23 protein-coding genes and 1 riboswitch are annotated in these 21,904 nt (G+C 69.3%); of the genes, 16 read left to right on the top strand and 7 right to left on the bottom strand.

Going from position 1 to position 21,904, the window contains the following annotated elements:
- The first annotated feature begins 62 nt into the window (after positions 1-62).
- From ACWCRD_RS08020 to ACWCRD_RS08035, 4 genes are all read left to right on the top strand, one after another.
- Positions 63-332 carry a hypothetical protein gene (locus tag ACWCRD_RS08020; protein WP_450965082.1) on the top strand — a complete coding sequence of 90 codons (270 nt, stop codon included), beginning with the start codon at positions 63-65 and terminating at the stop codon, positions 330-332.
- 391 nt (positions 333-723) lie between these two features.
- The gene (locus ACWCRD_RS08025) at positions 724-936 is read left to right on the top strand and encodes a DUF397 domain-containing protein (RefSeq protein ID WP_450965083.1); all 213 of its coding nucleotides are present in this window, start codon (positions 724-726) and stop codon (positions 934-936) included.
- 24 nt (positions 937-960) lie between these two features.
- Positions 961-1,203: a type II toxin-antitoxin system Phd/YefM family antitoxin gene (locus ACWCRD_RS08030; RefSeq protein WP_450965084.1), complete on the top strand. Its 243-nt coding sequence runs from the start codon at positions 961-963 to the stop codon at positions 1,201-1,203.
- A complete protein-coding gene (locus ACWCRD_RS08035; protein ID WP_450965085.1) occupies positions 1,200-1,646 on the top strand; it encodes a PIN domain-containing protein in 447 nt (148 codons plus the stop codon). The genes ACWCRD_RS08030 and ACWCRD_RS08035 overlap by 4 nt, the downstream gene beginning before the upstream one ends.
- A gap of 67 nt (positions 1,647-1,713) precedes the next feature.
- On the opposite strand, the gene ACWCRD_RS08040 is transcribed toward ACWCRD_RS08035, so the two are convergent.
- Positions 1,714-2,289, bottom strand: coding sequence for a TerD family protein (locus tag ACWCRD_RS08040; protein WP_351480735.1), 576 nt, complete (start codon positions 2,287-2,289; stop codon positions 1,714-1,716).
- A 173-nt stretch (positions 2,290-2,462) separates the two neighbouring features.
- Here ACWCRD_RS08040 and arfB point away from each other — a divergent pair, with 173 nt between their 5' ends.
- Both arfB and ACWCRD_RS08050 read left to right on the top strand, forming a co-directional pair.
- Entirely contained in the window at positions 2,463-2,900 is a 438-nt protein-coding gene (gene arfB, locus ACWCRD_RS08045) for an alternative ribosome rescue aminoacyl-tRNA hydrolase ArfB (protein ID WP_450965086.1), read from the top strand.
- A 119-nt stretch (positions 2,901-3,019) separates the two neighbouring features.
- The gene (locus ACWCRD_RS08050; protein WP_450965087.1) at positions 3,020-3,919 is read left to right on the top strand and encodes a sigma-70 family RNA polymerase sigma factor; all 900 of its coding nucleotides are present in this window, start codon (positions 3,020-3,022) and stop codon (positions 3,917-3,919) included.
- Positions 3,920-3,975: 56 nt separating this feature from the next.
- Here the strand turns inward: ACWCRD_RS08050 and ACWCRD_RS08055 are convergent, their stop codons facing one another.
- Positions 3,976-4,560, bottom strand: a complete 585-nt coding sequence (locus tag ACWCRD_RS08055) for a flavin reductase family protein (RefSeq protein WP_450965088.1) — start codon at positions 4,558-4,560, stop codon at positions 3,976-3,978.
- Positions 4,561-4,868: 308 nt separating this feature from the next.
- On the opposite strand from ACWCRD_RS08055, the gene cdgB reads away from it, so the two are divergent.
- Both cdgB and ACWCRD_RS08065 read left to right on the top strand, forming a co-directional pair.
- On the top strand, positions 4,869-6,527 hold the full coding sequence (cdgB, locus tag ACWCRD_RS08060) for a diguanylate cyclase CdgB (RefSeq protein ID WP_450965089.1): 1,659 nt from the start codon (positions 4,869-4,871) through the stop codon (positions 6,525-6,527).
- Positions 6,528-6,660: 133 nt separating this feature from the next.
- Positions 6,661-7,605, top strand: a complete 945-nt coding sequence (locus ACWCRD_RS08065) for a carbohydrate-binding protein (RefSeq protein ID WP_450965090.1) — start codon at positions 6,661-6,663, stop codon at positions 7,603-7,605.
- 9 nt (positions 7,606-7,614) lie between these two features.
- Here the strand turns inward: ACWCRD_RS08065 and ACWCRD_RS08070 are convergent, their stop codons facing one another.
- The 3 genes from ACWCRD_RS08070 to ACWCRD_RS08080 form a co-directional block, all read right to left on the bottom strand.
- The gene (locus tag ACWCRD_RS08070; RefSeq protein ID WP_450965091.1) at positions 7,615-8,544 is read right to left on the bottom strand and encodes a 1-phosphofructokinase family hexose kinase; all 930 of its coding nucleotides are present in this window, start codon (positions 8,542-8,544) and stop codon (positions 7,615-7,617) included.
- Positions 8,545-8,646: 102 nt separating this feature from the next.
- Positions 8,647-9,771, bottom strand: a complete 1,125-nt coding sequence (nagA, locus tag ACWCRD_RS08075) for an N-acetylglucosamine-6-phosphate deacetylase (RefSeq protein ID WP_450965414.1) — start codon at positions 9,769-9,771, stop codon at positions 8,647-8,649.
- A gap of 83 nt (positions 9,772-9,854) precedes the next feature.
- Positions 9,855-10,796, bottom strand: a complete 942-nt coding sequence (locus tag ACWCRD_RS08080; protein ID WP_450965092.1) for an ROK family protein — start codon at positions 10,794-10,796, stop codon at positions 9,855-9,857.
- Between the two features lie 71 nt (positions 10,797-10,867).
- On the opposite strand from ACWCRD_RS08080, the gene ACWCRD_RS08085 reads away from it, so the two are divergent.
- The 3 genes from ACWCRD_RS08085 to otsB are packed head-to-tail and all read left to right on the top strand — an operon-like array spanning position 10,868 to position 13,442.
- The gene (locus ACWCRD_RS08085; RefSeq protein WP_450965093.1) at positions 10,868-12,178 is read left to right on the top strand and encodes an ABC transporter substrate-binding protein; all 1,311 of its coding nucleotides are present in this window, start codon (positions 10,868-10,870) and stop codon (positions 12,176-12,178) included.
- Positions 12,179-12,217: 39 nt separating this feature from the next.
- Entirely contained in the window at positions 12,218-12,478 is a 261-nt protein-coding gene (locus ACWCRD_RS08090) for a DUF3263 domain-containing protein (protein WP_450965094.1), read from the top strand.
- 58 nt (positions 12,479-12,536) lie between these two features.
- Entirely contained in the window at positions 12,537-13,442 is a 906-nt protein-coding gene (gene otsB / locus ACWCRD_RS08095) for a trehalose-phosphatase (protein WP_450965095.1), read from the top strand.
- Positions 13,443-13,484: 42 nt separating this feature from the next.
- On the opposite strand, the gene ACWCRD_RS08100 is transcribed toward otsB, so the two are convergent.
- Positions 13,485-14,888, bottom strand: a complete 1,404-nt coding sequence (locus ACWCRD_RS08100) for an alpha,alpha-trehalose-phosphate synthase (UDP-forming) (RefSeq protein WP_450965096.1) — start codon at positions 14,886-14,888, stop codon at positions 13,485-13,487.
- A gap of 95 nt (positions 14,889-14,983) precedes the next feature.
- Positions 14,984-15,928: a glucosyl-3-phosphoglycerate synthase gene (locus ACWCRD_RS08105; RefSeq protein ID WP_450965097.1), complete on the bottom strand. Its 945-nt coding sequence runs from the start codon at positions 15,926-15,928 to the stop codon at positions 14,984-14,986.
- 172 nt (positions 15,929-16,100) lie between these two features.
- A riboswitch (SAM riboswitch) is annotated at positions 16,101-16,257 on the top strand.
- Positions 16,258-16,275: 18 nt separating this feature from the next.
- Between ACWCRD_RS08105 and thrC the strand changes: the two genes are divergently transcribed.
- From thrC to ACWCRD_RS08130, 5 genes are all read left to right on the top strand, one after another.
- Positions 16,276-17,565: a threonine synthase gene (thrC, locus tag ACWCRD_RS08110; RefSeq protein ID WP_450965098.1), complete on the top strand. Its 1,290-nt coding sequence runs from the start codon at positions 16,276-16,278 to the stop codon at positions 17,563-17,565.
- A gap of 116 nt (positions 17,566-17,681) precedes the next feature.
- Positions 17,682-17,957, top strand: coding sequence for a MoaD/ThiS family protein (locus ACWCRD_RS08115; protein WP_030941262.1), 276 nt, complete (start codon positions 17,682-17,684; stop codon positions 17,955-17,957).
- A gap of 452 nt (positions 17,958-18,409) precedes the next feature.
- The gene (locus ACWCRD_RS08120; protein WP_019057200.1) at positions 18,410-18,616 is read left to right on the top strand and encodes a cold-shock protein; all 207 of its coding nucleotides are present in this window, start codon (positions 18,410-18,412) and stop codon (positions 18,614-18,616) included.
- 317 nt (positions 18,617-18,933) lie between these two features.
- Positions 18,934-20,556 carry a chaperonin GroEL gene (gene groL / locus ACWCRD_RS08125; RefSeq protein WP_115907423.1) on the top strand — a complete coding sequence of 541 codons (1,623 nt, stop codon included), beginning with the start codon at positions 18,934-18,936 and terminating at the stop codon, positions 20,554-20,556.
- A 168-nt stretch (positions 20,557-20,724) separates the two neighbouring features.
- Positions 20,725-21,840 carry an NADH:flavin oxidoreductase gene (locus tag ACWCRD_RS08130; RefSeq protein WP_450965099.1) on the top strand — a complete coding sequence of 372 codons (1,116 nt, stop codon included), beginning with the start codon at positions 20,725-20,727 and terminating at the stop codon, positions 21,838-21,840.
- Positions 21,841-21,904: the final 64 nt, after the last annotated feature.

Consider the following 21,904-nt stretch of genomic DNA (forward strand, 5'->3'; position numbering starts at 1 on the left):
CGCCCCCTCAGTACGCCGCCCCGAATCCGCAACCCCAACCGCCTGCGCAAGGGCCGGAGTTCATGGCGGTCGACGTCCACAACTCGGTCGTGGTCGACTTCGCGGGCGTCGCCTTCGAGGATCACGGTGCGGCCATCGAGTTCTCCTGGCAGGAGATCGGCAGCATCCACTACAAGGCGAGCCCGAACGGCAAGGCTCTGATGGTGGCGGTGGTGCTGCCGAGCGGCCAGTTCTACGAGTGCGTGGTGCAGGCGAAGCCGAGGGCGCAGCTGGGGGAGTGGTTTGCGCAGTTGGCGGCGGTGCTGGGGTACTACCGGCCGATGGGCTGGTAGCGGGGCAGGTCGTCCGTGGAGATCGTCCAGTCGGCGATCGTGGGCAGCAAGGGCCCGGTCGTGGCGGTGGAGATCCGCGAGGACGTCGGTGGCCTGCTGGATGAGGGTGGGGGAGGCGTAGGACGGCTGCGGTACCGGGGGGAGGGGGTTGGGTGGGGTCTTTTTCGGGCGGGTGGGTCTGGCGGGGCGCGGAGGTGGTCGGCTCGGCCGTGACGGCCCGGCTGGTTGCAGGAGACGGTGCGGGTGACGATACGGCCGCCGGGGGTGCGGGTGCGTTCGCGGCGCAGGTAGCCGTTGGCTTCCAGTTCGCGCAGGGCGGCGGCGATACGGGTCGCGCCTCGGGGAAGCGGGCGGTGAGGGTCTTGGGAATGACGGCAACTCCTGCGTCGAAGTGGCGCTGGACCGGTTCAAGAGCAGTCAAAGCAGCGGCACCGACGGCGAGTCCTGCGTCGAGATCGCGGTAGCCCCCCGCACCATCCACATCCGCGACTCCAAGAACCTCGACGGCCCCCGCCTCACCGTCAGCCCGACCACCTGGTCCGCCTTCGTGTGCAGGCCTGACGGGCACGGAGCCGGAGCATCTCGGCTCCGCCGGTCTGGTTGACGAGGAGGTAGTAACCTGTACTACATGGAGACGACCGCCCGTGAGTTCAACCAGAAGTCCTCGCAGATACTCGCTGCGGCCGCACGCGGGGAGACCATCACCGTCACGAAGAACGGCGTAGCCGTTGCTCGGGTCGTGCCGATCAAGGCGGATGACATCCCGGCGTATCCGACTGATCCGATGGGGGAGATCGACCTTCCTGACCTCGGCCTTCCCGACCTCACCGACGACGAGATCGTGGACACGCTCAGGGGGATGGGAGATTGAGCCTCGTCGCCATCGCCGACACCAATGCCCTGTACCGGCTCCTGGACCCGAGGCTGGCCGGCCATGACCAGCATAAAAAGGCCCTGGCTTCGATCAGCCACCTCATCGTCTCCCCGATGGTCCTGGCGGAGCTGGACTACCTGATCGCTACGCGGGCCGGAGCCGAGAAAGCTGTCGTGGCGGCACGGTTCATCGAACGCAACGTGGTGACCCGACGATTCGAAGTGCCGCATGTGAGCACGCACTTGAGCGCCGCCGTCGCTGTTGCTGAGGGTTACCGGGATGCCGACGGCGGCAGGAGAGTTGGCCTGACAGACGCGATGAACGTCGCCCTTGCCGCCGCATACCGAACGGACGTCATGTTCACCTCGGACGGCCACTTCCGCATGCTGCGGCCTCTGACCGGGCACAAGGCGTTCCGGCTGTTGCCCGAGGATCTCTAGACGCAGGGGTGCGGCAGGGCCCTCGGTATCGACGACCGAGGACCCCGAGACCGCTCTGCGGCGTGCGTCAGACGTTCACGCCGAAGTCCTGCGCGATGCCCACCAGACCAGAGGCGTAGCCCTGGCCGACCGCGCGGAACTTCCACTCCGCGCCGTTGCGGTAGAGCTCGCCGAAGACCATGGCCGTCTCCGTGGCCGCGTCCTCGGAGAGGTCGTAGCGGGCGATCTCGGCGCCGCCGGCCTGGTTGATGATGCGGATGTAGGCGTTGCGGACCTGGCCGAAGTTCTGCGAGCGGTTCTCCGCGTCGTAGATGGAGACCGGGAAGACGATCTTGTCGATGTCGGCCGGGAGGCCCGCCAGGTTGACGTTGATCGCCTCGTCGTCGCCCTCGCCCTCGCCGGTGCGGTTGTCACCGGTGTGGACGATGGTGTTGTCCGGGGTCTGCTTGTTGTTGAAGAAGACGAAGTGGGCGTCGGAGAAGACCTTGCCCTGAGCGTTGACCGCGATCGCGGAGGCGTCGAGGTCGAAGTCCGTGCCGGTGGTGGTGCGGACGTCCCAGCCGAGGCCCACGGTGACGGCGGTCAGGCCCGGAGCCTCCTTGGTGAGCGAGACGTTGCCACCCTTGGACAGGCTTACAGCCATGGTTGGGAGTCCTTTCCCTCGTTTGCGTACGGCGGTACGACGTACGGGCTTGAAGCTACAGCTACCTGTACCAACGCCAAGAGGGGCGCCGAAGGTTCCACGTGTCTTTACTTTCTTTACCGAACACGGGGTGAACGTTATTCGCGTGACGTGTGCCGGTCAGCTGCGCAACCATGGACGGCATGTCCGGTCCCTACCTCATCCGCGGCTCCGTCTCGCTCCCCGAGGCCGAGCTCATGTGGCGTTTCTCGCGGTCGTCAGGGCCCGGCGGGCAGCACGTCAACACCAGTGACTCGCAGGTGGAGCTGCGCTTCGACCTCGCGAGGACCGAAGCCCTGCCCGAGGTGTGGAAGGCGCGGGCGCTGGAGCGGCTCGCCGGCCGGCTCGTCGACGGGGTTGTAGTCGTACGCGCCTCCGAGCACCGGTCCCAGTGGCGCAATCGCGAGACCGCCGCCGTACGGCTCGCGGCCCTCCTCGCCGAGGCCAGCGCGCCGCCGCCCAAGCCGCGGCGGCCGACCCGTATTCCGCGCGGGATCAATGAGCGGCGGTTGCGGGAGAAGAAGCAGCGCTCCGATACGAAGCGGGGGCGGTCCGGGCGGGACTGGTCGTAGGGTCGGGCGCGGAAAGGCCCCCACTTATTCGTAGAACGTCCTTTGTCACATCCCCGCCTCCCCGTCCGTCATGTCGGTGAGAACCGGCAACGGACCTGTGAGCGGGGAGCGCTGTGGCGATGAGCGAAAGCGAAGTTCCGAACGACCTTCCGGCGGAGAAGGAATTTCTTGCCCGGCGATTCGAATCACATCGGAGTCATCTGCGGGCCGTCGCCTACCGAATGCTCGGTTCCGGCGCCGAGGCTGATGACGCGGTGCAGGAGGCTTGGTTCCGGCTCAGTCGTACCGACGCACGGCAGGTGGACAATCTGGGTGGCTGGCTCACGACCGTCGTCGGCCGGGTCTGTCTGGACATGCTGCGCTCGCGCAAATCGCGGGCGGAGGAGCCATTGGAGGGCGGGACGGGCACCGCGCGCGTGCGGGAGGTCCTCGCCGGCGATCCCGAGCAGGATGCGCTGCTTGCCGACTCGGTCGGGGTTGCGCTGCTCGTCGTACTCGAGACGTTGACGCCTGCTGAGCGGCTGGCGTTCGTGCTGCACGACCTGTTTGCCGTGTCGTACGAGGAGGTCGCAGAGATCGTGGGGCGGAGTCCTGCGGCGGCGCGGCAGTTGGCCAGTCGGGCGCGGCGGCGGGTGCAGGGGGCTGAGGCGCACGATGCCGACCGGGTGCGGCAGCGGGAGGTCGTGGACGCGTTTCTGGCGGCCGCGCGGGAGGGTGACTTCGACGCCCTGGTCGAGTTGCTCGACCCGGACGTCGTCGCGCGCACCGATGTCGGTGTGACTACGGGGGCGGCAGCGGTCGCCAAGGGTGCGTCCAGCTTCCGACACTTCGCAGCGGTTTCGCGGCCTGCGCTGGTCGACGGTGTCACCGGGTTGGCGGTGTTCATCGAAGGGCGGCTGGACCGGACGTTGGCCTTCACGTTCGTACGGGACCGGATCGCTGTCATCGACATCGTGCTGGACGCTGCACGGGTGGCGGAGCAGGACGTCACCCTGGTGGACCAGGGGAGGTCTGCCTGAACGGCCTCGTCCTCAAACGCCGGACGGGCTGAAATGCCGCACGCCAAGTGCCCGGTTCAGCCCAACTGCCGGTACCGCCCCCGGAAGTAAGCCAGCGGGCCCCCGTCCGCGCTCGGTACCCCCGCTGTCAGCACTCGGCCGATCACGAGCGTGTGGTCGCCGGCCCGGACCCGCTGTTCCGTGCGGCATTCCAGTGTGGCCAGGGCGCCGCCCACCAAGGGGGCGCCGGTCGCCTCCCCGCGGACGTACGGGATGTCCTCGAAGAGCAGGCGGTCGCTGATGCGGCCCTTCATGGCGAAGCGGCCCGCGATGTGACGCTGGCTCTCGGAGAGGACCGAGACCGCCCACAGGGGCTGCTCGTCGAGCAGGTCGTCCATGCGGGAGCCCTCGCGCAGGCTGACCAGGACCAGGGGCGGGTCCAGCGAGACGGACATGAAGGCCGTCGCCGTCATGCCGACGTCCTCGCCGCCCGGGGCCGTCGGGTCCTCCGGGTCGAGCGGCGGCTCCTGCGCGGTCACCAGGACCACACCCGCGGCCAGCCGGGACATGGCGGCGCGGAACTCCTCGTTGCTCACCCCCTCAGCATGCCCGGAGGCGGGCGGGGCAGTGGTCGGGAACGTGGCTGCGGGAGTGTTCGGCACGTTCCGAGACGCTAGTGTCCGCCCTGTGCCCGCCGCATCGGGCCCCGGGCCGATACCGGACCTAGGACCAGCGGCGGAGGCTTCTTCACATCCCCACAAAGTTTGCGTTCAGTAAACGCATAGGGAAAACGCAGAAACACCACTCAATTGTTCATCTTTAGCTGTGACTTGAGTCACAAGAGGCACTAATTGTTGACCCTGTGTACCGAGTGGGCAGCGCGCTGTGATTCAGTGGCTGGGAAGCTGCCAATGACGATACGCCGATGAGAACCCTTGATTCGCTGCGAGGTCTCGGGGGGAGGGCGAGCATGGAGACCGAGTCGGAGCCGTACGTCCGTCTTGCGACCCTGCGACAACTTCACCAGGTCATGGCTGACATGAACACGGCCCGAAGTCTGGCGGACACACTGCAGACGGTCGCCGACGGCGTGGTCAAAGGCCTCGGTTACGAGCTGGCGTGCGTCAATCTCGTACGTCCGGACGGAGACCTCGTCGTCGCCGCCTTCGCCGGCAACCCCGCGGCCGAGGCGCTCATCACCGGCCGGGTCGGCTCCCGGGAGTCCTGGGAGCGCCGCCTGAGCATGGGCGAGCACTGGGACGACCTGGTCTTCATACCGCACACCGAGGGCTGGGTCCTCGACGACGACGACGTCCCGCAGTGGTACACCGACGGCCCCGCGCCCCGCTTCGACGACGAGTGGCACCCCTCGGACCGGCTGTTCGCCCCCATGTACACGCCCCCCTCGCCCGGCGGCAGCTGCGGTGAGCTGATCGGCGTCCTGTCCGTGGACCGGCCGCGCAACGGCCGGCGGCCCGGCGCATGGGGTCGCGAAGCGCTCCAGATGTATGCGTTCCAGGCCGCCATCGCGATCAGCAACGCGCGTCTACGTGCGAATATGCAGCGGGCACTGGTCAGACTCGAAAGGGACCAGCAGGCCCTGCGGGCGAGTGAGGAAAGCTTCAGGCAGGCCTTCGAGTACGCCCCCTCCGGCATGGCGATCGCCGAGATGGGCGGCGACCAGCACGGCCGGATCCTGCGGACCAACGACGCACTGTGCCGCCTGCTCGGCCGCCCCGCCTCCGCGATGCGCCGCTACGCCTTCTCCGACCTCGTCCACCCCGAGGACATCGGCACCCTGCTGAGGACCTCGGCGGAGGGCGGACGGGCGGAGCTCCGGCTCGGTCGTCGAGACGGCACGTACGTCTGGGTCTCCCTCCGTAACTCCGTCGTCGCGGACGCCGCCGACGGGCCCCGCTTCCTGCTCACCCACGTCGAGGACATAGAGGATCGCAAGCGGCGCGAGCTGCAGCTCGCCCACCGTGCCTCCCACGACTCGCTCACCGGCCTGCCGAACTCCGCCGAGCTGCGCTCCCGCCTCTCCTCCCGCCTCTGTCAGCGCGCCGGGCACCCCGGCGCCCTGGAGTCCCTGGACGCGGCGTACGGCCATCCCGTCTACGACGCGGGCGGCCACGGCTTCGACTTCCGGCCCGGCGGCGGCGTCGAGGTGTTCGACGGCTACGACCACCATGTGCACACCGCCGCCCCACAGAGCGAGCACGACGACGGCACCAAGGGGCTCGCGGTCCTCTTCTGCGACCTCGACGGCTTCAAGTCGATCAACGACCGGTTCGGGCACAACGCGGGTGACGCAGTTCTCATCGAGGTCGCCCGGCGGCTGTCGCGGGCGGTGCGCGACGGCGACACGGTCGCGCGGCTCGGCGGTGACGAGTTCGTCATCCTCGCCGACGGGCTCGGCCGTGCCGACGCCCAGGACCTGGCCGTACGCCTGCGCAACGAGATCATCCAGCCGATCCGCGCCGAGGGACGGGCCGTCCGCGTGGGCGCCAGCTTCGGCATCGGGTGGGCGCACTGCGGCATGACCGCGGACGAAGTGTTGAAGTCTGCCGACGAGCGGATGTACGTAGAGAAACGATCTCGTCCCAAACAGCACAGACGCGCGGGCTGATCTCCAGGTCAGGGGCCGGGTCCGCGGACCGATGCGATCCGAGTCACCCGTTTGGGGCAGCGGGAGCGGGTAGGCTCGCCATTCTGACCCCACGTATCGCGTTCGACCCGCACCGCTGAGGAGTACCACGGAGATGACGTCCGGCAACAACGGCGCCAGCACGCCCGAGGACGACGACCCGTTCGGCTACCTCTACGCCGACGGGCAGGCCAACGGCGCGCAGCCCCCGTCCGGTGGCGGCGGCTACGGCTACCCGGGCTCCGTCAACCGGAACCGCGCGGTCGGCCAGCGCCAGTACGGCCAGCCGGCCCAGGTCCAGCAGACGGCCGCCTACGGCCAGGCGCCGCAGCAGCAGGCCGCCTACGGCCAGCCGAGCGCGCACTACGCGGCGCCGGAGACCCTTCCCGGCGGCGGCGCTCCCACGGCCCCGCAGCAGCCGGCGTACAGCGGCGGTGGCGGTCGCCGCGGCCCGAACACCAAGGGCCTGCTGATCGGCGCGATCGCGGTGGTCGCCGCGGTCGTGATCGGCATCGGCGTGGCGATGATGAACGACAACTCCAAGAACGACAAGGCGGGCGGCGGCTCCTCCGGCACGCCGTCCACTTCGCAGAGCTCGCAGCCGAGTCAGTCGGCGAGCAGCAGCGCTTCGGCGGAGCTGCCGAAGTCCGATGCGAAGGATCTTCAGCTGGGCGGTGGCGCGGCGAAGGCGTCGGATGTCCAGGGCGCCCTGGCGGCTGGCGGAACGTATGTGGGCAATCTCAACAACGTCGGCGCCTCGGTGACCTGGACCATCGACAACCTTGCCGAGGGCGGCGCGTACACGCTCTTCGCGCGGTTCAACAACGCCGGCGACGATCAGTCGATGACCCTCACCGTCAACGGCAAGACGTTCGGCAGCAAGTTCAACTTCCGCAACTTCACGGGCGCGACCGACCCGGCCAAGGCCTGGATGACGAGCTTCGCGTACCCCGACCTCAAGCAGGGCTCCAATACGCTCACCCTGACCTGCCAGGCCGGCGACAAGTGCAACATCCTGCTCGACCAGCTGTACCTGAAGAAGGGCCACGTCAAGAACTAGGCGCCGGTTTCAAGCCGCGCTGACCTCCCCGGTCACCGCCACCCGCCCCACCAGCTCCTCGTAGGCCCCCCGGTCGAACTCCCCCGCCACCGGCGCCAGTACGGTCGCCGCCGACAACGCCACCGCCCGGGACAGCCGGTCCGGCCATGGGAGTTGTTCCGCCAAGCCCGACAGCAGGCCCGCCACCGCCGAGTCGCCCGCGCCCGTCGGGTTGCCGTGGAGGCGGGCGGGTGGGGTGGCGTGCCAGCGGCCTTCCGGGGTGACCGCCAGGAGGCCGTTCGTGCCGAGGGAGGCGACCACCGACCGGGCGCCCCGGCGCCGGGCGTCCTGGGCGCCGCGCAGGGGGTCGTGGGAGCCGGTGAGTTCGGCCAGTTCTTCGGTGTTGGGTTTGACCATGTCCGGGCGGGCCGCGACTCCGCGGCGCAGGGGCTCGCCGCTGGTGTCCAGGAGCACGGGCACCCCGGCCGCCTTCGCGAGCCGTATCAGCCCGGCGTACGCGCCCACCGGCACCCCGGGCGGCAGGCTGCCGCACAGGGCCACCGCGGACGCCGGCGCGAGCAGGCCCTCGTAGGCCTCCTGGAAGGCGCACCACTCGGCGGGGCTGATGGTGGGGCCCGGTTCGTTGAGCTGCGTGGTGTCGCCGGTCCGGTCGTCCACCAGCGCGATCGTGCGCCTTGTCGGACCCGCGACCGGGACGAGGGCGTCCACCAGACCGGGGGTGGCGGCCAGCAGGTCCCGGACCGTGCGGCCCGTGGCGCCGCCCGCGAAGCCGGTGACCGTCACCTCGTGGCCGAGGGCCGCGAGCACGCGCGCCACGTTCACGCCCTTGCCGCCGGGCCGTTCGGTCACGTCGGTGATCCGGTGCGAGGAGTGCGGCTTGAGCGCCGGTACGCGGTAGGTGAGGTCGAGAGCGGTGTTCAGCGTGACCGTGAGGATCACCTGGGCCGACCTCCCCCGAAGACCAATGCTGTACGCGCGCCGAAACGGACGGCGGCCGTCCTAGTTTCGCAGGACAGCCGCCGCCTCCAACAGCGGGACACTTCAGCCCAGTTGGGGATCCACCACCCATTCGCCCCGGCGCATCACGCCTTTGAGGTCGAATTGATGGTCCAGAACCACCAGGTCGGCGTACTTTCCGGGCTCCAGGGAGCCGATGGCGTCGTCCATGCCGAGCAACCGCGCCGGGTTGGCGGAGATGGCGGCGACGACGTCCTCCACCGCGAGCCCGTCGACCGTCACCGCGCGCTTGAAGGCGCGGTCGAGGGTGAGCGTGGAGCCGGCGATGGTGCCACCTTCGACAAGCCGGGCGACGCCTTCGCTGACCTCGACCTCCAGGGGGCCGAGGAGGTAGCGGCCGTCGCCGACACCGGCCGCGTCCATCGCGTCGGTGATCAGTGCGACGCGGTCCGCTCCCGCGTGGTGGAACGCAAGCTGGAAGGAGGCCGGGTGCAGATGTGTGCCGTCGTTGATGAGTTCGACGGTGATGCGGTCGTCTTCGAGGAGGGCGGTGATCGGGCCGGGCGCGCGGTGACCGATCTGCGGCATCGCGTTGAAGAGGTGCGTGGCGACCGTCGCGCCCGCCTCGATCGCCTCCACCGTCTGCTCGTACGTCGCGTCGGTGTGGCCGATCGCCGCGATGACGCCGTGTTCGGCGAGGAGGCGTACGGAGTCGATGCCGCCGGGGAGTTCGGTGGCGAGGGTGACCATCTTGGCCTTCCCGCGCGCCGCGTCGATCAGCTTGCGGACTTCCGCCGGGTCGGGGTCGCGCAGGAGCGCCTCGGAGTGGGCGCCCTTGCGGCACGGCGAGATGAACGGCCCTTCGAAGTGGATGCCGGCGATGTCGCCCTGCTCGGCCAACTCGCTGAGCATCCCGGCCTGCTTGACCAGGAAGTCCATGTCGTCGGTGACGGTCGAGGCGACGAGGGTGGTGGTGCCGTGGTGGCGGTGGGTGCGGATGGCTGTGAGGACGTCGTCCGGAGAACCGGAGAAGGAGGCTCCGCCGCCGCCGTGGTTGTGGAGGTCCACGAAGCCGGGCACTAGCGTGCAGCCGGACAGGTCGATGACCTGGGCGTTCTCTGGGGCGCTTCCGGCGATGCGCGTGCCCTCGATGACCACTCGGCCGTGTTCGACCGTTCCGGTGGGGAGGACTACGTTGGCGCCGGACAGAACGAGGGGGGCTGTGCCGGTCGCGGGCTGCGGGTTGTGTGTGGCTTGTCGCGCAGTTCCCCGCGCCCCTGAGGGGAGTGGCGTCACGTCGGCTCCTCCGTGCTGTCAGTAGTGGCTAGGAGATCCCAGGCCAGTAGCCCGGCACCGAGGCAACCGGCCGTGTCCCCCAGGGCCGCGGGGGCGATGGTCGGCAGTTTCTGGAAGGTGACCCGGACGCGGACGGCATCCCGTAGCGGTGTGAACAAGGTTTCCCCGGCCTCCGCCAGCCCGCCGCCGATGATCAGGGTGCGGGGGTCCAGCAAGGTGAGGGCGGTGACCAAACCGTCGGCCAGGGCGTCGATCGCGTGCTGCCAGACCCGTACGGCGTTCGGGTCGCCGGACGCGACTGCCTTCGCGCAGTCGGCGGCGTCCGCATCCGGATCTCCACACGCCGCCGCCCAGGCCTCGGTCACGGCCGCCGCGGAGGCGTAGCGCTCCAGGCAGCCCCGCTGGCCGCACGGACAGGGGCTGCCCCCGGGCCGTACGACGATGTGGCCGATCTCGCCCGCGAAGCCGTGCGCGCCCGCCTCCACCCGGCCCGCGATGCCGATCGCGCCCGCGATGCCGGTGCCGAGGGGGACGAAGAGGAAGCGGTCGGCGCCCTGCCCGGCGCCGATGCGGCCCTCCGCAAGACCGCCGGTGCGTACGTCGTGGCCGAGGGCGACCGGGATGCCCAGCCGCTTCGCGAGCAGGTCGCGCAGGGGGACGTCGCGCCAGCCGAGGTTGGCCGCGTAGGAGGCGACGCCCCGGTCGGCGTCGACGATGCCGGGGACGGCGACGCCGGCGGCGGACGCGGGCTCGCCGAAGTGCTCGGCGCCGTGCGCGCTGAGGTCGGCGGCGAAGTCGAGGATGCCCTCGACGACCGCTTCCGGCCCGCGCTCGCGGCCGGTCGCCCGGCGGGCCTGGTGGAGGAGGGCGCCGTCCTGTGCGACCAGCGCGGCCTTCATCCCGGTGCCGCCCACATCCAGGGCGATGACATGTCTCACGGGGGACAGTGTGGCCCGAGGACCCGCAAGAGGTCTAGTCCACTCACGTGGTGTAGACCTATCGTGTCCACATGTTGAACAGCGAGACAGTAGGGTTGGGGTCAACAGCAGTGCAGCGGCGGGGCAGGACAGGAACGATCGCGGCGGTGTCCGCACTGGGCATGACGGCGGTCCTCGGCGGCTGCGGCCTGACCGGCGGCGGCTCGGGGGACGTCACTCTGAAGCTGATCGCCGCGGACTACGGCGACTCCGCCGCCAACAGCTCCCAGAAGTACTGGGACCGCCTGGTCAGGGAGTACGAGAGCAAGCACTCCGGTGTGAAGATCGACGTCACCGTGTACTCCTGGAACGACGTGGACCGCAAGGTCAAGGAGCTGGTCGACGCGGGCAAGGCGCCCGACATGGCGCAGATAGGCGCGTACGCCGACTACGCGAACAAGGGCCTGCTCTACTCGGCCGACGACATGCTCTCCATCAGCACCCAGGCCGACTTCGCCTCGCAGCTGGCCACCGCCGGGCAGGTGAAGGGCGTGCAGTACGGTCTGCCGTTCGCCGCCTCCACGCGGCTGCTCTTCTACAACAAGACCCTCTTCAAGAACGCCGGCCTCACCCCTCCGAAGACCTGGAACGACCTCGCCGCCGACGCCAAGGTGCTCAAGGCGCGCGGTGTGAAGTTCCCGTACGCGCTGCCGCTCGGCCCGGAGGAGGCGCAGGCCGAGACGATGCAGTGGCTGCTGAGCGGCGGCGGCGGTTACACCGACACCGTCGGCACCTACGGCATCGACTCCGCGCAGAACGTCGACACCTTCAACTGGCTCAAGGACGACCTGGTCGACAAGGGCCTGACCGGTCCCGTCGCGCCCGGCAGCCTCAACCGCGCGACCGCCTTCGCCGCCTTCGCCAAGGGCGAGGTCGGCATGCTCAACGGGCACCCCTCGCTGATGAAGATCGCCGCGCAGAAGGGCGTGAAGTTCGGCATGGTGCCGATGCCCGGCAAGGACGGCCAGAGCAAGAACGCGATGGGTGTCGCCGACTGGATGATGGCCTTCAAGAAGAACGGACACGCCGAGCAGGTCGGCAAGTTCCTCGACTTCGTCTACAGCCAGAAGAACGTGCTCGCCTTCTCCCGCGAGTACGATCTGCTGCCGGTCACCACCTCCGCCTCCGACGTGATGAGCACGGGCAAGCAGGACGCCACCCTGGAGCCGTTCCTGAAGCAGCTGCCGCTGTCCGAGCTCTACCCCGTCGACAAGACCTCGTGGGCCTCGGTCGCCGCGGCCGTCAAGAAGCACATAGGCAACGCGGTGGCCCCCGGCGGCAACCCCGCGGCCACCCTCGCGCAGCTGGAGTCGACGGCGTCCATGGCGGAGAACTCGCACTAGGCGCGGGCGCTGTCAGTGGCGGGCGTTACGGTTCAGGACATGGACCAGGAGCAGCGGGGAGGCCGCGAGCCGCGCGAGCCTCTGGGCGACCGGGAGCGGGCAGTCCTCGCGCTCGAACGCCGGGGCTTTGCGGGCCCCGGCGCCAAGGAGCGCGCCATACGCGAGGAGCTGGGCCTGGCTCCCGTCCGCTACTACCAGCTGCTCAACGCCCTGCTGGACGACGAGCGGGCCCTCGCCCACGACCCGGTGACGGTGAACAGGTTGCGCAGGGTGCGCGAGACCCGCCGCGCGGAACGCTGACGGCCGGCGCTCCCCTGAGCCATGGGTGCGCCCTGCCCTGCGCGGTTATGGTCACCGTATGGGCACCCATACGGACACGGACTCGACGCACTCCATGGACCCCCTGCCGACGCCCGCCACGCAGGCAGGCCGGGACGGGCTCGCCGCGATCCTCGCGAACCCCGCGAAGACGGTGGTCGGCCTGGACTTCGACGGCACCCTGGCCCCGATCGTGGCGGACCCCGAGCAGGCCCGCGCGCACCCGGAGGCGGTGCCCGCGCTCGCCGCCCTCGCCCCGCGGATCGCCTCCGTCGCGGTGGTCACCGGCCGCCCGGCCGGCGTCGCCGTGCGGCACGGCGGCTTCGCGGGCGTCCCCGGCCTGGAGCACCTGGTCGTCCTCGGCCACTACGGCGCCGAACGCTGGGACGCGGTCAGCGGCAACGTCAGCGCACCCGCCCCCCACCCCGGCGTGGCCGCGGTCCGCGCCGAACTCCCCGGCTTCCTCGACCGCATCGGCGCCTGGCAGGGCACCTGGATCGAGGAGAAGGGCCGCGCCGTAGCGGTCCACACCCGCCGCGCCGTGGACCCCCAGGCCGCCTTCGAGGCCCTGCGCGACCCCCTCACCGACCTCGCCACCCGCCACGGCCTGATCGTCGAACCCGGCCGTCTGGTCCTCGAACTGCGCCCCCCGGGCACCGACAAGGGCGTGGCCCTCCTGGAGTACGTCCGCGAGATCGACGCCTCGGCGGTCCTCTACGCCGGCGACGACCTCGGCGACCTCCCCGCCTTCGCCGCCGTCGACAAACTCCGCTCCGACGGCACCCCCGGCCTCCTGGTCTGCAGCGGCAGCGACGAGGTGACGGAACTACGGGAACGAGCGGACCTGGTGGTGGACGGCCCGGAGGGAGTCGTACGCCTGCTGCGAGCCCTGGCGGGGCAGCTAGATCTTTCAGCCCGTCCGGCGTTTGAGGACAAGGCCCCTTGAGGGCCGAGAAAGCGGGGGCCTGGGGGCGGCAGCCCCCAGGCCTCAGCCTCGCAAGGCCTCCAGCTGATCAAGAAACCACTGCGCCGGCGGCAACGCCGTGGCCGCGGCGGCGAGCCGCTTGCTGCGCTCGGCCCGCTCAGCCGCCGGCAGGCGCAACGCGGTGTGCAGCGCCTCCGCCGTAGCCATCACGTCGTACGGATTCACCGTCAGCGCATCCTCGGCCAGCTCCTCGTACGCCCCCGCCTCCCGCGACAGGACCAGCGCGCAGCCCTCGTCGGAGACGACCGGCACCTCCTTCGCGACCAGGTTCATGCCGTCCCGGATGGGGTTCACCAGGGCCACGTCCCCCAGCCGGTACGCGGCCAGCGAGCGGGCGAAGTCGTCCTTGAGGTGGAGCACGACGGGGGTCCAATCCGGCGTTCCGTACCGGGAGTTGATGTCCTCCGCTAGCCTCTGCACCTCGGCCATGTAGTCCCGGTACACGGCCAGGTCCTGCCGCGACGGGTAGGCGAAGGCGACGTGCACGACCTGCTCCCGCCACTCGGGGTGGTCGTCGAGCAGCTGCTTGAACGCCAGCAGCCCGCGCACGATGTTCTTGGACAGCTCGGTGCGGTCGACGCGCACGATCGTCTTCCGGCCTTCGCCGATCTGTGCCCGCAAGGCAGCCATCCGCTCGTCGACGTCCGCCTCGTGCGAGCGCTTGCGCAGGAAGTCCGCGTCGGCGCCCAGGCCGTGCACGCCGATCTCCGTGCCTCCGAGGCCGCCCACCACCGCCGTGGCGCACGCCGTGAACGCGTCCGCCCAGCGCCGGGTCAGGAAGCCCAGCCGGTCGGCGCCCAGCATGCCCTGCAGAAGCTGCTCGGCGATGTCGTCCGGCAGCATCCGGAAGTAGTCCAAAGGCGCCCACGGCGTGTGCGAGAAGTGCCCGATGCGCAGGTCGGGACGGAGCTCGCGGAGCATGCCCGGCACCAGGCACAGGTGGTAGTCCTGCACCAGCACCGCCGCGCCCTCGGCCGCCTCCTGGGCCAGCGCCTCGGCGAAGGCCCGGTTGTAGGTCTCGTACGACGCCCACTGCCGGCGGAACTCCGCGTCGAAGACCGGCTCAAGCGGCGTCTGGTACAGCATGTGGTGCACGAACCACAGCACTGAGTTCGCGATGCCGTTGTACGCGTCGGCGTGCACGTCGGCCGGGATGTCGAGCATCCGCACCCCGTCCTCGCCGACCCCGCGCCGTACCGCCTCGCGGTCGCCGTCGGACAGCGCCGAGCACACCCACAGGGCGTCCGCGTCGGGCCCGATCGCGGACAGGCCGGAGACCAGCCCGCCGCCGCCGCGCCTGGCGGCCAGCGAGCCGTCCTCCTGCACCTCGTACGAGACCGGGCCGCGGTTGGATGCGACCAGCACCTGATGACCAGCGTGGTGACCTGCGCCGTGCGTGGAAGCCATACGCCTCAACCTAGCCCGGCCCGTAAACGCTCAAACGTACGTCTGCGCTCTGCGGGTGGACCGTATACACCGCCTGCACCCCGTAACGCGCCGCCTCAGGCGACCTTGCGCGACGCGTACTCCGCGATCTCCACCATCGGCGGCCGCTCCTCCGTGTCCACGGAGTAGGTGCGCGGCTCGAAGCCGTCCTCGCCCCGTTCGAACTGGGTGAGGGAGGGACGGATGAGATGACCGCGGGCCAGTCTCAGCTGTGCCGTGCGGTAGATCGCGGCGGACATCCGGCCCAGCGCCTGCCCGTCCTGATGGCGGTGTTTGCGCACCCCGACGTCGACCTGGGCGAGCGCGTCGAGGCCCACCAGGTGCAGGGCGTCGACCAGCATGCCCAGCTCGACGCCGTACCCGACGGGGAACGGCAGCTGTTCCAGCAGGCTGCGGCGGGCCGCGTACTCGCCGCCGAGCGGCTGCACGAAGCCCGCCAGCTGCGGCCAGTGCATGTTGAGCAGCGGGCGCGCCATCAGCTCGGTGACCCGGCCGCCCTGGCCCTGGGCGCCGGCCAGCGGACGGTCGTACATGCCCTTGACCAGGTCGACCCCCGGCTCGGTGAGCAGCGGGCCGACGATCCCGGAGACGAAGTCGGAGGAGAACTCCTTCAGGTCGGCGTCGATGAAGCAGACGATGTCCCCGCCGGTGACCAGGAGCGAGCGCCACAGCACCTCGCCCTTGCCGGGGACGGTCGGGATGCGGGGCAGGATGTCGTCACGGTGGACGACCCTGGCCCCGGCCGCCGCGGCGACCTCGGACGTATGGTCGGTGGACCCGGAGTCGACGACGACGATCTCGTCGACGAGCGGAACCTGCTGCATCAGGTCGTGACGGATGATCGCGACGATGTCGCCGACCGTCTCCTCCTCGTTGAGCGCGGGCAGCACGACGCTGACCGACTGTCCCGTGCGCTGCTTGGCGGCGAGGATCTGGTGGAGGGGGCGGTCGGTCAGGGACCAGGAGCGGGTGCTCAGCCAGCGCTCGACTTCTTCCAGCACGTAGGCGGCTCCTCTGCGTTCTCTCGGCGAGAACCGGATCATCGTGTGATCCATCTCGCGGTTCGGACGACTATCTCAACTGTCCTGGCCTTCGGTTACAGTCTTGAACAACGCTGGTGACCATCGCATGTCGGGGGTCGTCCCGCGTTGAACGAGTCAAACAACCGCATACCGCTCATCCAGAGGGGCAGAGGGATACGGCCCGATGAAGCCCCGGCAACCCTCCAGCCGGTCTCGTACCGATCGATGCTGATCGTTCCGCGAGGCTCCCGGCTAGGGAAGGTGCCAAATCCGTCTCACGGCGAGATGCGTCGTGAGGAAGATGAGGAGAAAGGGCCTCGCCTCACATGGCTGCGCAGACTGTTGCAAGCACCACCGACTCCACGACCGTCGACCTCGGTCCCGCCGCGGCGCTCTCCTGCCGCGAGTGCGGTCACCAGGTGCCCCTCGGCCCGGTCTTCGCCTGCGAGGAGTGTTTCGGCCCGCTCGAGATCGCGTACGACTTCTCGGCCTACGACACCGAGGAGCTCCGCAAGCAGATCGAGGCGGGTCCCGCGAACATCTGGCGTTACGCGCCCCTGCTGCCCGTCCCGGCGGACGTGGCGGACAAGCCCAACATCAACCCCGGTTGGACCAAGCTCGTCAAGGCCGACAACCTCGCCCGCGAGCTGGGCGTCGACGCCGGCAAGCTCTTCGTGAAGGACGACTCCGGCAACCCGACGCACTCCTTCAAGGACCGGGTCGTCGCCCAGGCCATCGAGGCCGCGCGCGCCTTCGACTTCACCACCCTGTCCTGCTCGTCCACCGGCAACCTGGCCGGTGCGGTGGGTGCCGCGGCCGCCCGCGCCGGCTTCCGTTCCTGCGTGTTCATCCCGCACGACCTGGAGCAGGGCAAGGTCGTCATGGCCGCGGTCTACGGCGGCGAGCTCGTCGGCATCGAGGGCAACTACGACGATGTGAACCGCTTCTGCTCCGAGCTGATCGGCGACCCGGCCGGCGAGGGCTGGGGCTTCGTCAACGTCAACCTGCGGCCGTACTACGCGGAGGGCTCCAAGACCCTGGCGTACGAGATCTGCGAGCAGCTCGGCTGGCGGCTGCCGGACCAGCTGGTCGTGCCGATCGCCTCCGGCTCGCAGCTCACGAAGATCGACAAGGGGCTGCAGGAGCTGATCAAGCTCGGGCTCGTCGAGGACAAGCCGTACAAGATCTTCGGGGCGCAGGCCGAGGGGTGCAGCCCTGTCTCCGTCGCGTACAAGGCGGGGCACGACGTCGTACGGCCGCAGAAGCCGAACACGATCGCCAAGTCGCTGGCGATCGGTAACCCGGCGGATGGTCCTTATGTCCTCGACATCGCTCGCCGTACGGGTGGGGCGGTGGAGGATGTCAACGACGAGCAGATCGTCGATGCGATTCGGCTGCTCGCCCGGACCGAGGGGATCTTCGCGGAGACCGCCGGTGGGGTGACCGTGGGTGTGACCCGCAAGTTGATCGAGAACGGTCTGCTGGACCCGACCCTGACGACGGTCGTCCTGAACACCGGTGACGGCCTGAAGACGTTGGACGCGGTGGCGGGTACGGGGCTTACGGCGACGATTCGCCCCAGCCTGGAGTCGTTCCGTGAGGCTGGGCTGGCGTAAGTAGGTAGTTGTTCGTCTGCGGGCCGCGGGGGCTGGTCGCGCCCCGCGGCGGAGCCGCAAATGGACACAGCCCCGCGCCCCTGTGGGGCGCTCCACCTGACCGGAGGTCTTAAAGCATGAGCGTCAACGTTCGTATCCCCACCATCCTGCGTACCTACACCGGCGGGCAGGCCGAGGTCACCGCTGAAGGCGGCACTCTCGGCGAGGTCATCGCCGATCTGGAGAAGAACCACACCGGGATCGCCGCGCGGGTTCTCGACGACCAGGGCAAGCTGCGGCGGTTCGTCAACGTGTATGTGAACGACGACGACGTGCGGTTCGAGCAGGGGCTGGAGACGGCGACTCCGGACGGGGCGGGCGTCTCGATCATCCCGGCCGTCGCCGGAGGCTGACCGGAAACAGGTCGGACGACCGATTATTACCGTCGGTAACGGCGGTTACGAAGAGTTCATCGAATTGCCCCCTCCGTGAGAGAAGCGGAGGGGGCAATTCTGCATGGTTGAGCACGGTACAGTTGGGGAACCTGCTCGACTCCGCTTGCCGCATGCATATGAGTTCTTGCTTCTCGGGCAGCGAGAAGTAGCCAAAGTGTGCAGGTTTTTTGCGTCTTATGCTCCATTTATGGGGCCCGACTTGCCCTGAATTCGGGCGAATTCTCCCTAAAGTCGCGACCGGTCGTGCCCGGAATTCTCGTCCGATTGACCTGTTGCAGACGGCAGTTGGACAGATACATTCAGCCGCGGTCGACGCGTTCCGGCGCACGCCCCCAACCGTGGGGGGTGAGGTCTGACCCGGATCCGCGAAGTGTGGATCTGTGCAAGGGCCAGTAATAGGGGAGTTAGGCATGGCTCAGGGCACCGTCAAGTGGTTCAACGCGGAGAAGGGGTACGGCTTCATCGCGGTCGACGGTGGTGCGGATGTTTTCGTCCACTACAGTGCGATTCAGATGGACGGCTACCGCACCCTGGAAGAGGGTCAGCGGGTCGATTTCGAGATCTCGCAGGGCCAGAAGGGGCCGCAGGCGGACATGGTCCGTCTGGCGACCAGCTGAAGCACGCGCCGGGTTAACTGCAGCGACGTTCTTCTGTTCTTGATCGAAGGGCTCGTACCTCCTGGGTACGGGCCCTTCGGCATGTCCCGGGCCGGGTCGGGCGGGCGGGCCCAGCCTCCGAGGGGCGCTTGCACTCGACGGGGGCGAGTGCTAATCATTGGCGTTAGCACTCTGAAGGTGAGAGTGACAAAGATGGACCGGGTCGGTGAGGCCCGCAGGCCGGGTGGGGCAAGGAACCCACGGGTCGGCGAGCCGTCCGTCGCGGGCGCGGGCGCGGTCCGAAGGAATCACCCCCAGTCCTGGAGGGACCACTTCACATGGCCAAGATCATCGCGTTCGACGAGGAGGCGCGGCGCGGCCTCGAGCGCGGCATGAACCAGCTCGCGGACGCCGTGAAGGTGACGCTCGGCCCCAAGGGCCGCAACGTCGTCCTCGAGAAGAAGTGGGGCGCCCCCACGATCACCAACGATGGTGTCTCCATCGCCAAGGAGATCGAGCTCGAGGACCCGTACGAGAAGATCGGCGCCGAGCTGGTCAAGGAAGTCGCCAAGAAGACGGACGACGTCGCCGGTGACGGTACGACCACCGCGACCGTTCTCGCCCAGGCCCTGGTCAAGGAGGGCCTGCGCAACGTAGCCGCCGGCGCCAACCCGATGGCCCTCAAGCGCGGTATCGAGAAGGCCGTCGAGGCCGTCTCCGGTGCCCTGCTCGAGCAGGCCAAGGATGTCGAGACCAAGGAGCAGATCGCCTCCACGGCCTCCATCTCCGCCGCCGACACCCAGATCGGCGAGCTCATCGCCGAGGCGATGGACAAGGTCGGCAAGGAAGGCGTCATCACCGTCGAGGAGTCCCAGACCTTCGGTCTGGAGCTGGAGCTCACCGAGGGTATGCGCTTCGACAAGGGCTACATCTCGGCGTACTTCGCCACCGACATGGAGCGGATGGAGGCGTCGCTCGACGACCCGTACATCCTGATCGCCAACTCCAAGATCGGTTCCGTCAAGGACCTGCTCCCGCTCCTGGAGAAGGTCATGCAGTCGGGCAAGCCGCTGCTGATCATCGCCGAGGACGTCGAGGGCGAGGCCCTGTCGACCCTGGTCGTCAACAAGATCCGCGGCACCTTCAAGTCCGTCGCGGTCAAGGCCCCCGGCTTCGGCGACCGCCGCAAGGCGATGCTGAACGACATCGCCATCCTCACCGGCGGCGAGGTCATCTCCGAGGAGGTCGGTCTCAAGCTCGAGAACACCTCCCTCGACCTGCTGGGCCGCGCCCGCAAGGTGGTCATCACCAAGGACGAGACCACCATCGTCGACGGTGCCGGCTCCACGGAGCAGGTGCAGGGCCGGGTCAACCAGATCCGTGCCGAGATCGAGAACAGCGACTCGGACTACGACCGCGAGAAGCTGCAGGAGCGCCTGGCGAAGCTCGCCGGCGGTGTCGCGGTCATCAAGGCCGGTGCCGCCACCGAGGTGGAGCTCAAGGAGCGCAAGCACCGCATCGAGGACGCCGTCCGCAACGCCAAGGCCGCCGTCGAGGAGGGCATCGTCGCCGGTGGTGGCGTGGCGCTCATCCAGGCGTCCTCGGTCTTCGAGAAGCTGGACCTGGAGGGTGACGAGGCGACCGGCGCCAACGCCGTGCGCATCGCGCTCGAGGCTCCGCTGAAGCAGATCGCCGTCAACGCCGGCCTCGAGGGCGGCGTCGTGGTGGAGAAGGTTCGCAACCTGACCCCGGGCCACGGCCTGAACGCCGCGACCGGCGAGTACGTCGACCTGGTCAAGGAAGGCATCATCGACCCGGCGAAGGTCACGCGCTCTGCCCTGCAGAACGCCGCCTCCATCGCCGCGCTCTTCCTCACCACCGAGGCCGTCATCGCCGACAAGCCGGAGAAGGCCGCCGCGCCCGCCGGTGGCGGTATGCCGGGCGGTGACATGGACTTCTGATCGGCCTCCGGCTGATCCGGGTTCCAACCGAGGGCGGCGCTCCCTGGAGACAGGGGGTGCCGCCCTCGGGCGTGTTCGAGGTCATAGGAGATTTGCTTAAGTGGGTGCAACAATGCGTGTGCACATACCTGTCGGTTAACGCAGCCACCGCACGAGGAGCCCACCCACGTGACCACCGCCCCCTCCCGCGCCGCCGAGGTCCTCTCCCGGCCCACCGCGATCAACGGCCTGACCGTCCCCAACCGCATCGTCATGGCGCCCATGACGCGCATGTTCTCCCCGGACGGCATCCCCGGCGAGGACGTGGTCTCGTACTACGCCCGCCGGGCCGCCGCCGGTGTCGGCCTGATCGTCACCGAGGGCACGTACGTCGGCCACGAGTCGGCCGGCAACAGCCGCCGCGTGCCCCGGTTCCACGGCGAGGAGCAGCTCGCGGGCTGGCAGAAGGTCGCCGAGGCGGTGCATGCGGCAGGCGGCACGATCGTTCCGCAGCTGTGGCACATCGGCACGGTCCGCAACGAGGGCGACGGCCCCTACCCGGACGCCCCCTCGCACGGCCCCTCCGGTCTGCGCGTCACCGGTGTCGAGGACGCGACGCCCATGACGCAGGCCGACATAGACGCCGTCATCGGTGCGTTCGTCGAGTCCGCGGTCGCCGCCGAGCGCATCGGCTTCGACGGCATCGAACTGCACGGCGCGCACGGCTACCTCCTCGACCAGTTCCTGTGGGCCGGCACCAACCGGCGTACGGACGCGTACGGCGGCGACGCCGTGGCCCGTACGAAGTTCGCGGCGGAGATCGTGGCGGCCGTACGGGAGGCTGTGTCGCCGGAGTTCCCGATTCTGTTCCGGTACTCGCAGTGGAAGCAGGAGGCGTACGACGCGCGTCTCGCCGAGACGCCGGAGGAGCTGGAGGCGATCCTCGCGCCGTTGGCCGCCGCGGGTGTGGATGCGTTCCATGCCTCCACGCGGCGGTACTGGCTGCCGGAGTTCGAGGGCTCCGACCTCAACCTGGCCGGGTGGACGAAGAAGCTGACGGGCCGGCCGACCATCACCGTCGGGTCGGTGGGGCTCGACGGGGACTTCATCCGCGGGTTCGCCGGAGAGGGATCGCCGATCCGGGGGATCGATGACCTTCTGGACCGGCTGGAGCGGGAGGAGTACGACTTCGTCGCTGTCGGGCGGGCGTTGCTGCAGGATCCTGAGTGGGCGGCGAAGGTGTTGGCCGGGCGGAGTGATGAGCTTGAGCCGTACTCGGCCAGTGCGTTGAAGACGCTGAGCTGAGCGGTGCGGTGCGGGCCGATGGGGGTCTCCCAGTAGTGGCCGACCAGGAAGTACGAGCAGATAC

Source organism: Streptomyces sp. NPDC002092 (assembly GCF_053593775.1).

Coding starts and splice junctions, on each gene's coding strand:
- ACWCRD_RS08115 (WP_030941262.1), top strand. CDS start 17,682: ATGAGCGTCAACGTTCGTATCCCCACCATCCTGCGTACCTACACCGGC.
- ACWCRD_RS08020 (WP_450965082.1), top strand. CDS start 63: ATGGCGGTCGACGTCCACAACTCGGTCGTGGTCGACTTCGCGGGCGTC.
- otsB (WP_450965095.1), top strand. CDS start 12,537: ATGGGCACCCATACGGACACGGACTCGACGCACTCCATGGACCCCCTG.
- ACWCRD_RS08050 (WP_450965087.1), top strand. CDS start 3,020: ATGAGCGAAAGCGAAGTTCCGAACGACCTTCCGGCGGAGAAGGAATTT.
- ACWCRD_RS08100 (WP_450965096.1), bottom strand. CDS start 14,888: ATGGCTTCCACGCACGGCGCAGGTCACCACGCTGGTCATCAGGTGCTG.
- ACWCRD_RS08030 (WP_450965084.1), top strand. CDS start 961: ATGGAGACGACCGCCCGTGAGTTCAACCAGAAGTCCTCGCAGATACTC.
- cdgB (WP_450965089.1), top strand. CDS start 4,869: ATGGAGACCGAGTCGGAGCCGTACGTCCGTCTTGCGACCCTGCGACAA.
- ACWCRD_RS08090 (WP_450965094.1), top strand. CDS start 12,218: ATGGACCAGGAGCAGCGGGGAGGCCGCGAGCCGCGCGAGCCTCTGGGC.
- arfB (WP_450965086.1), top strand. CDS start 2,463: ATGGACGGCATGTCCGGTCCCTACCTCATCCGCGGCTCCGTCTCGCTC.
- groL (WP_115907423.1), top strand. CDS start 18,934: ATGGCCAAGATCATCGCGTTCGACGAGGAGGCGCGGCGCGGCCTCGAG.
- ACWCRD_RS08040 (WP_351480735.1), bottom strand. CDS start 2,289: ATGGCTGTAAGCCTGTCCAAGGGTGGCAACGTCTCGCTCACCAAGGAG.
- ACWCRD_RS08065 (WP_450965090.1), top strand. CDS start 6,661: ATGACGTCCGGCAACAACGGCGCCAGCACGCCCGAGGACGACGACCCG.
- ACWCRD_RS08120 (WP_019057200.1), top strand. CDS start 18,410: ATGGCTCAGGGCACCGTCAAGTGGTTCAACGCGGAGAAGGGGTACGGC.
- ACWCRD_RS08085 (WP_450965093.1), top strand. CDS start 10,868: ATGTTGAACAGCGAGACAGTAGGGTTGGGGTCAACAGCAGTGCAGCGG.
- thrC (WP_450965098.1), top strand. CDS start 16,276: ATGGCTGCGCAGACTGTTGCAAGCACCACCGACTCCACGACCGTCGAC.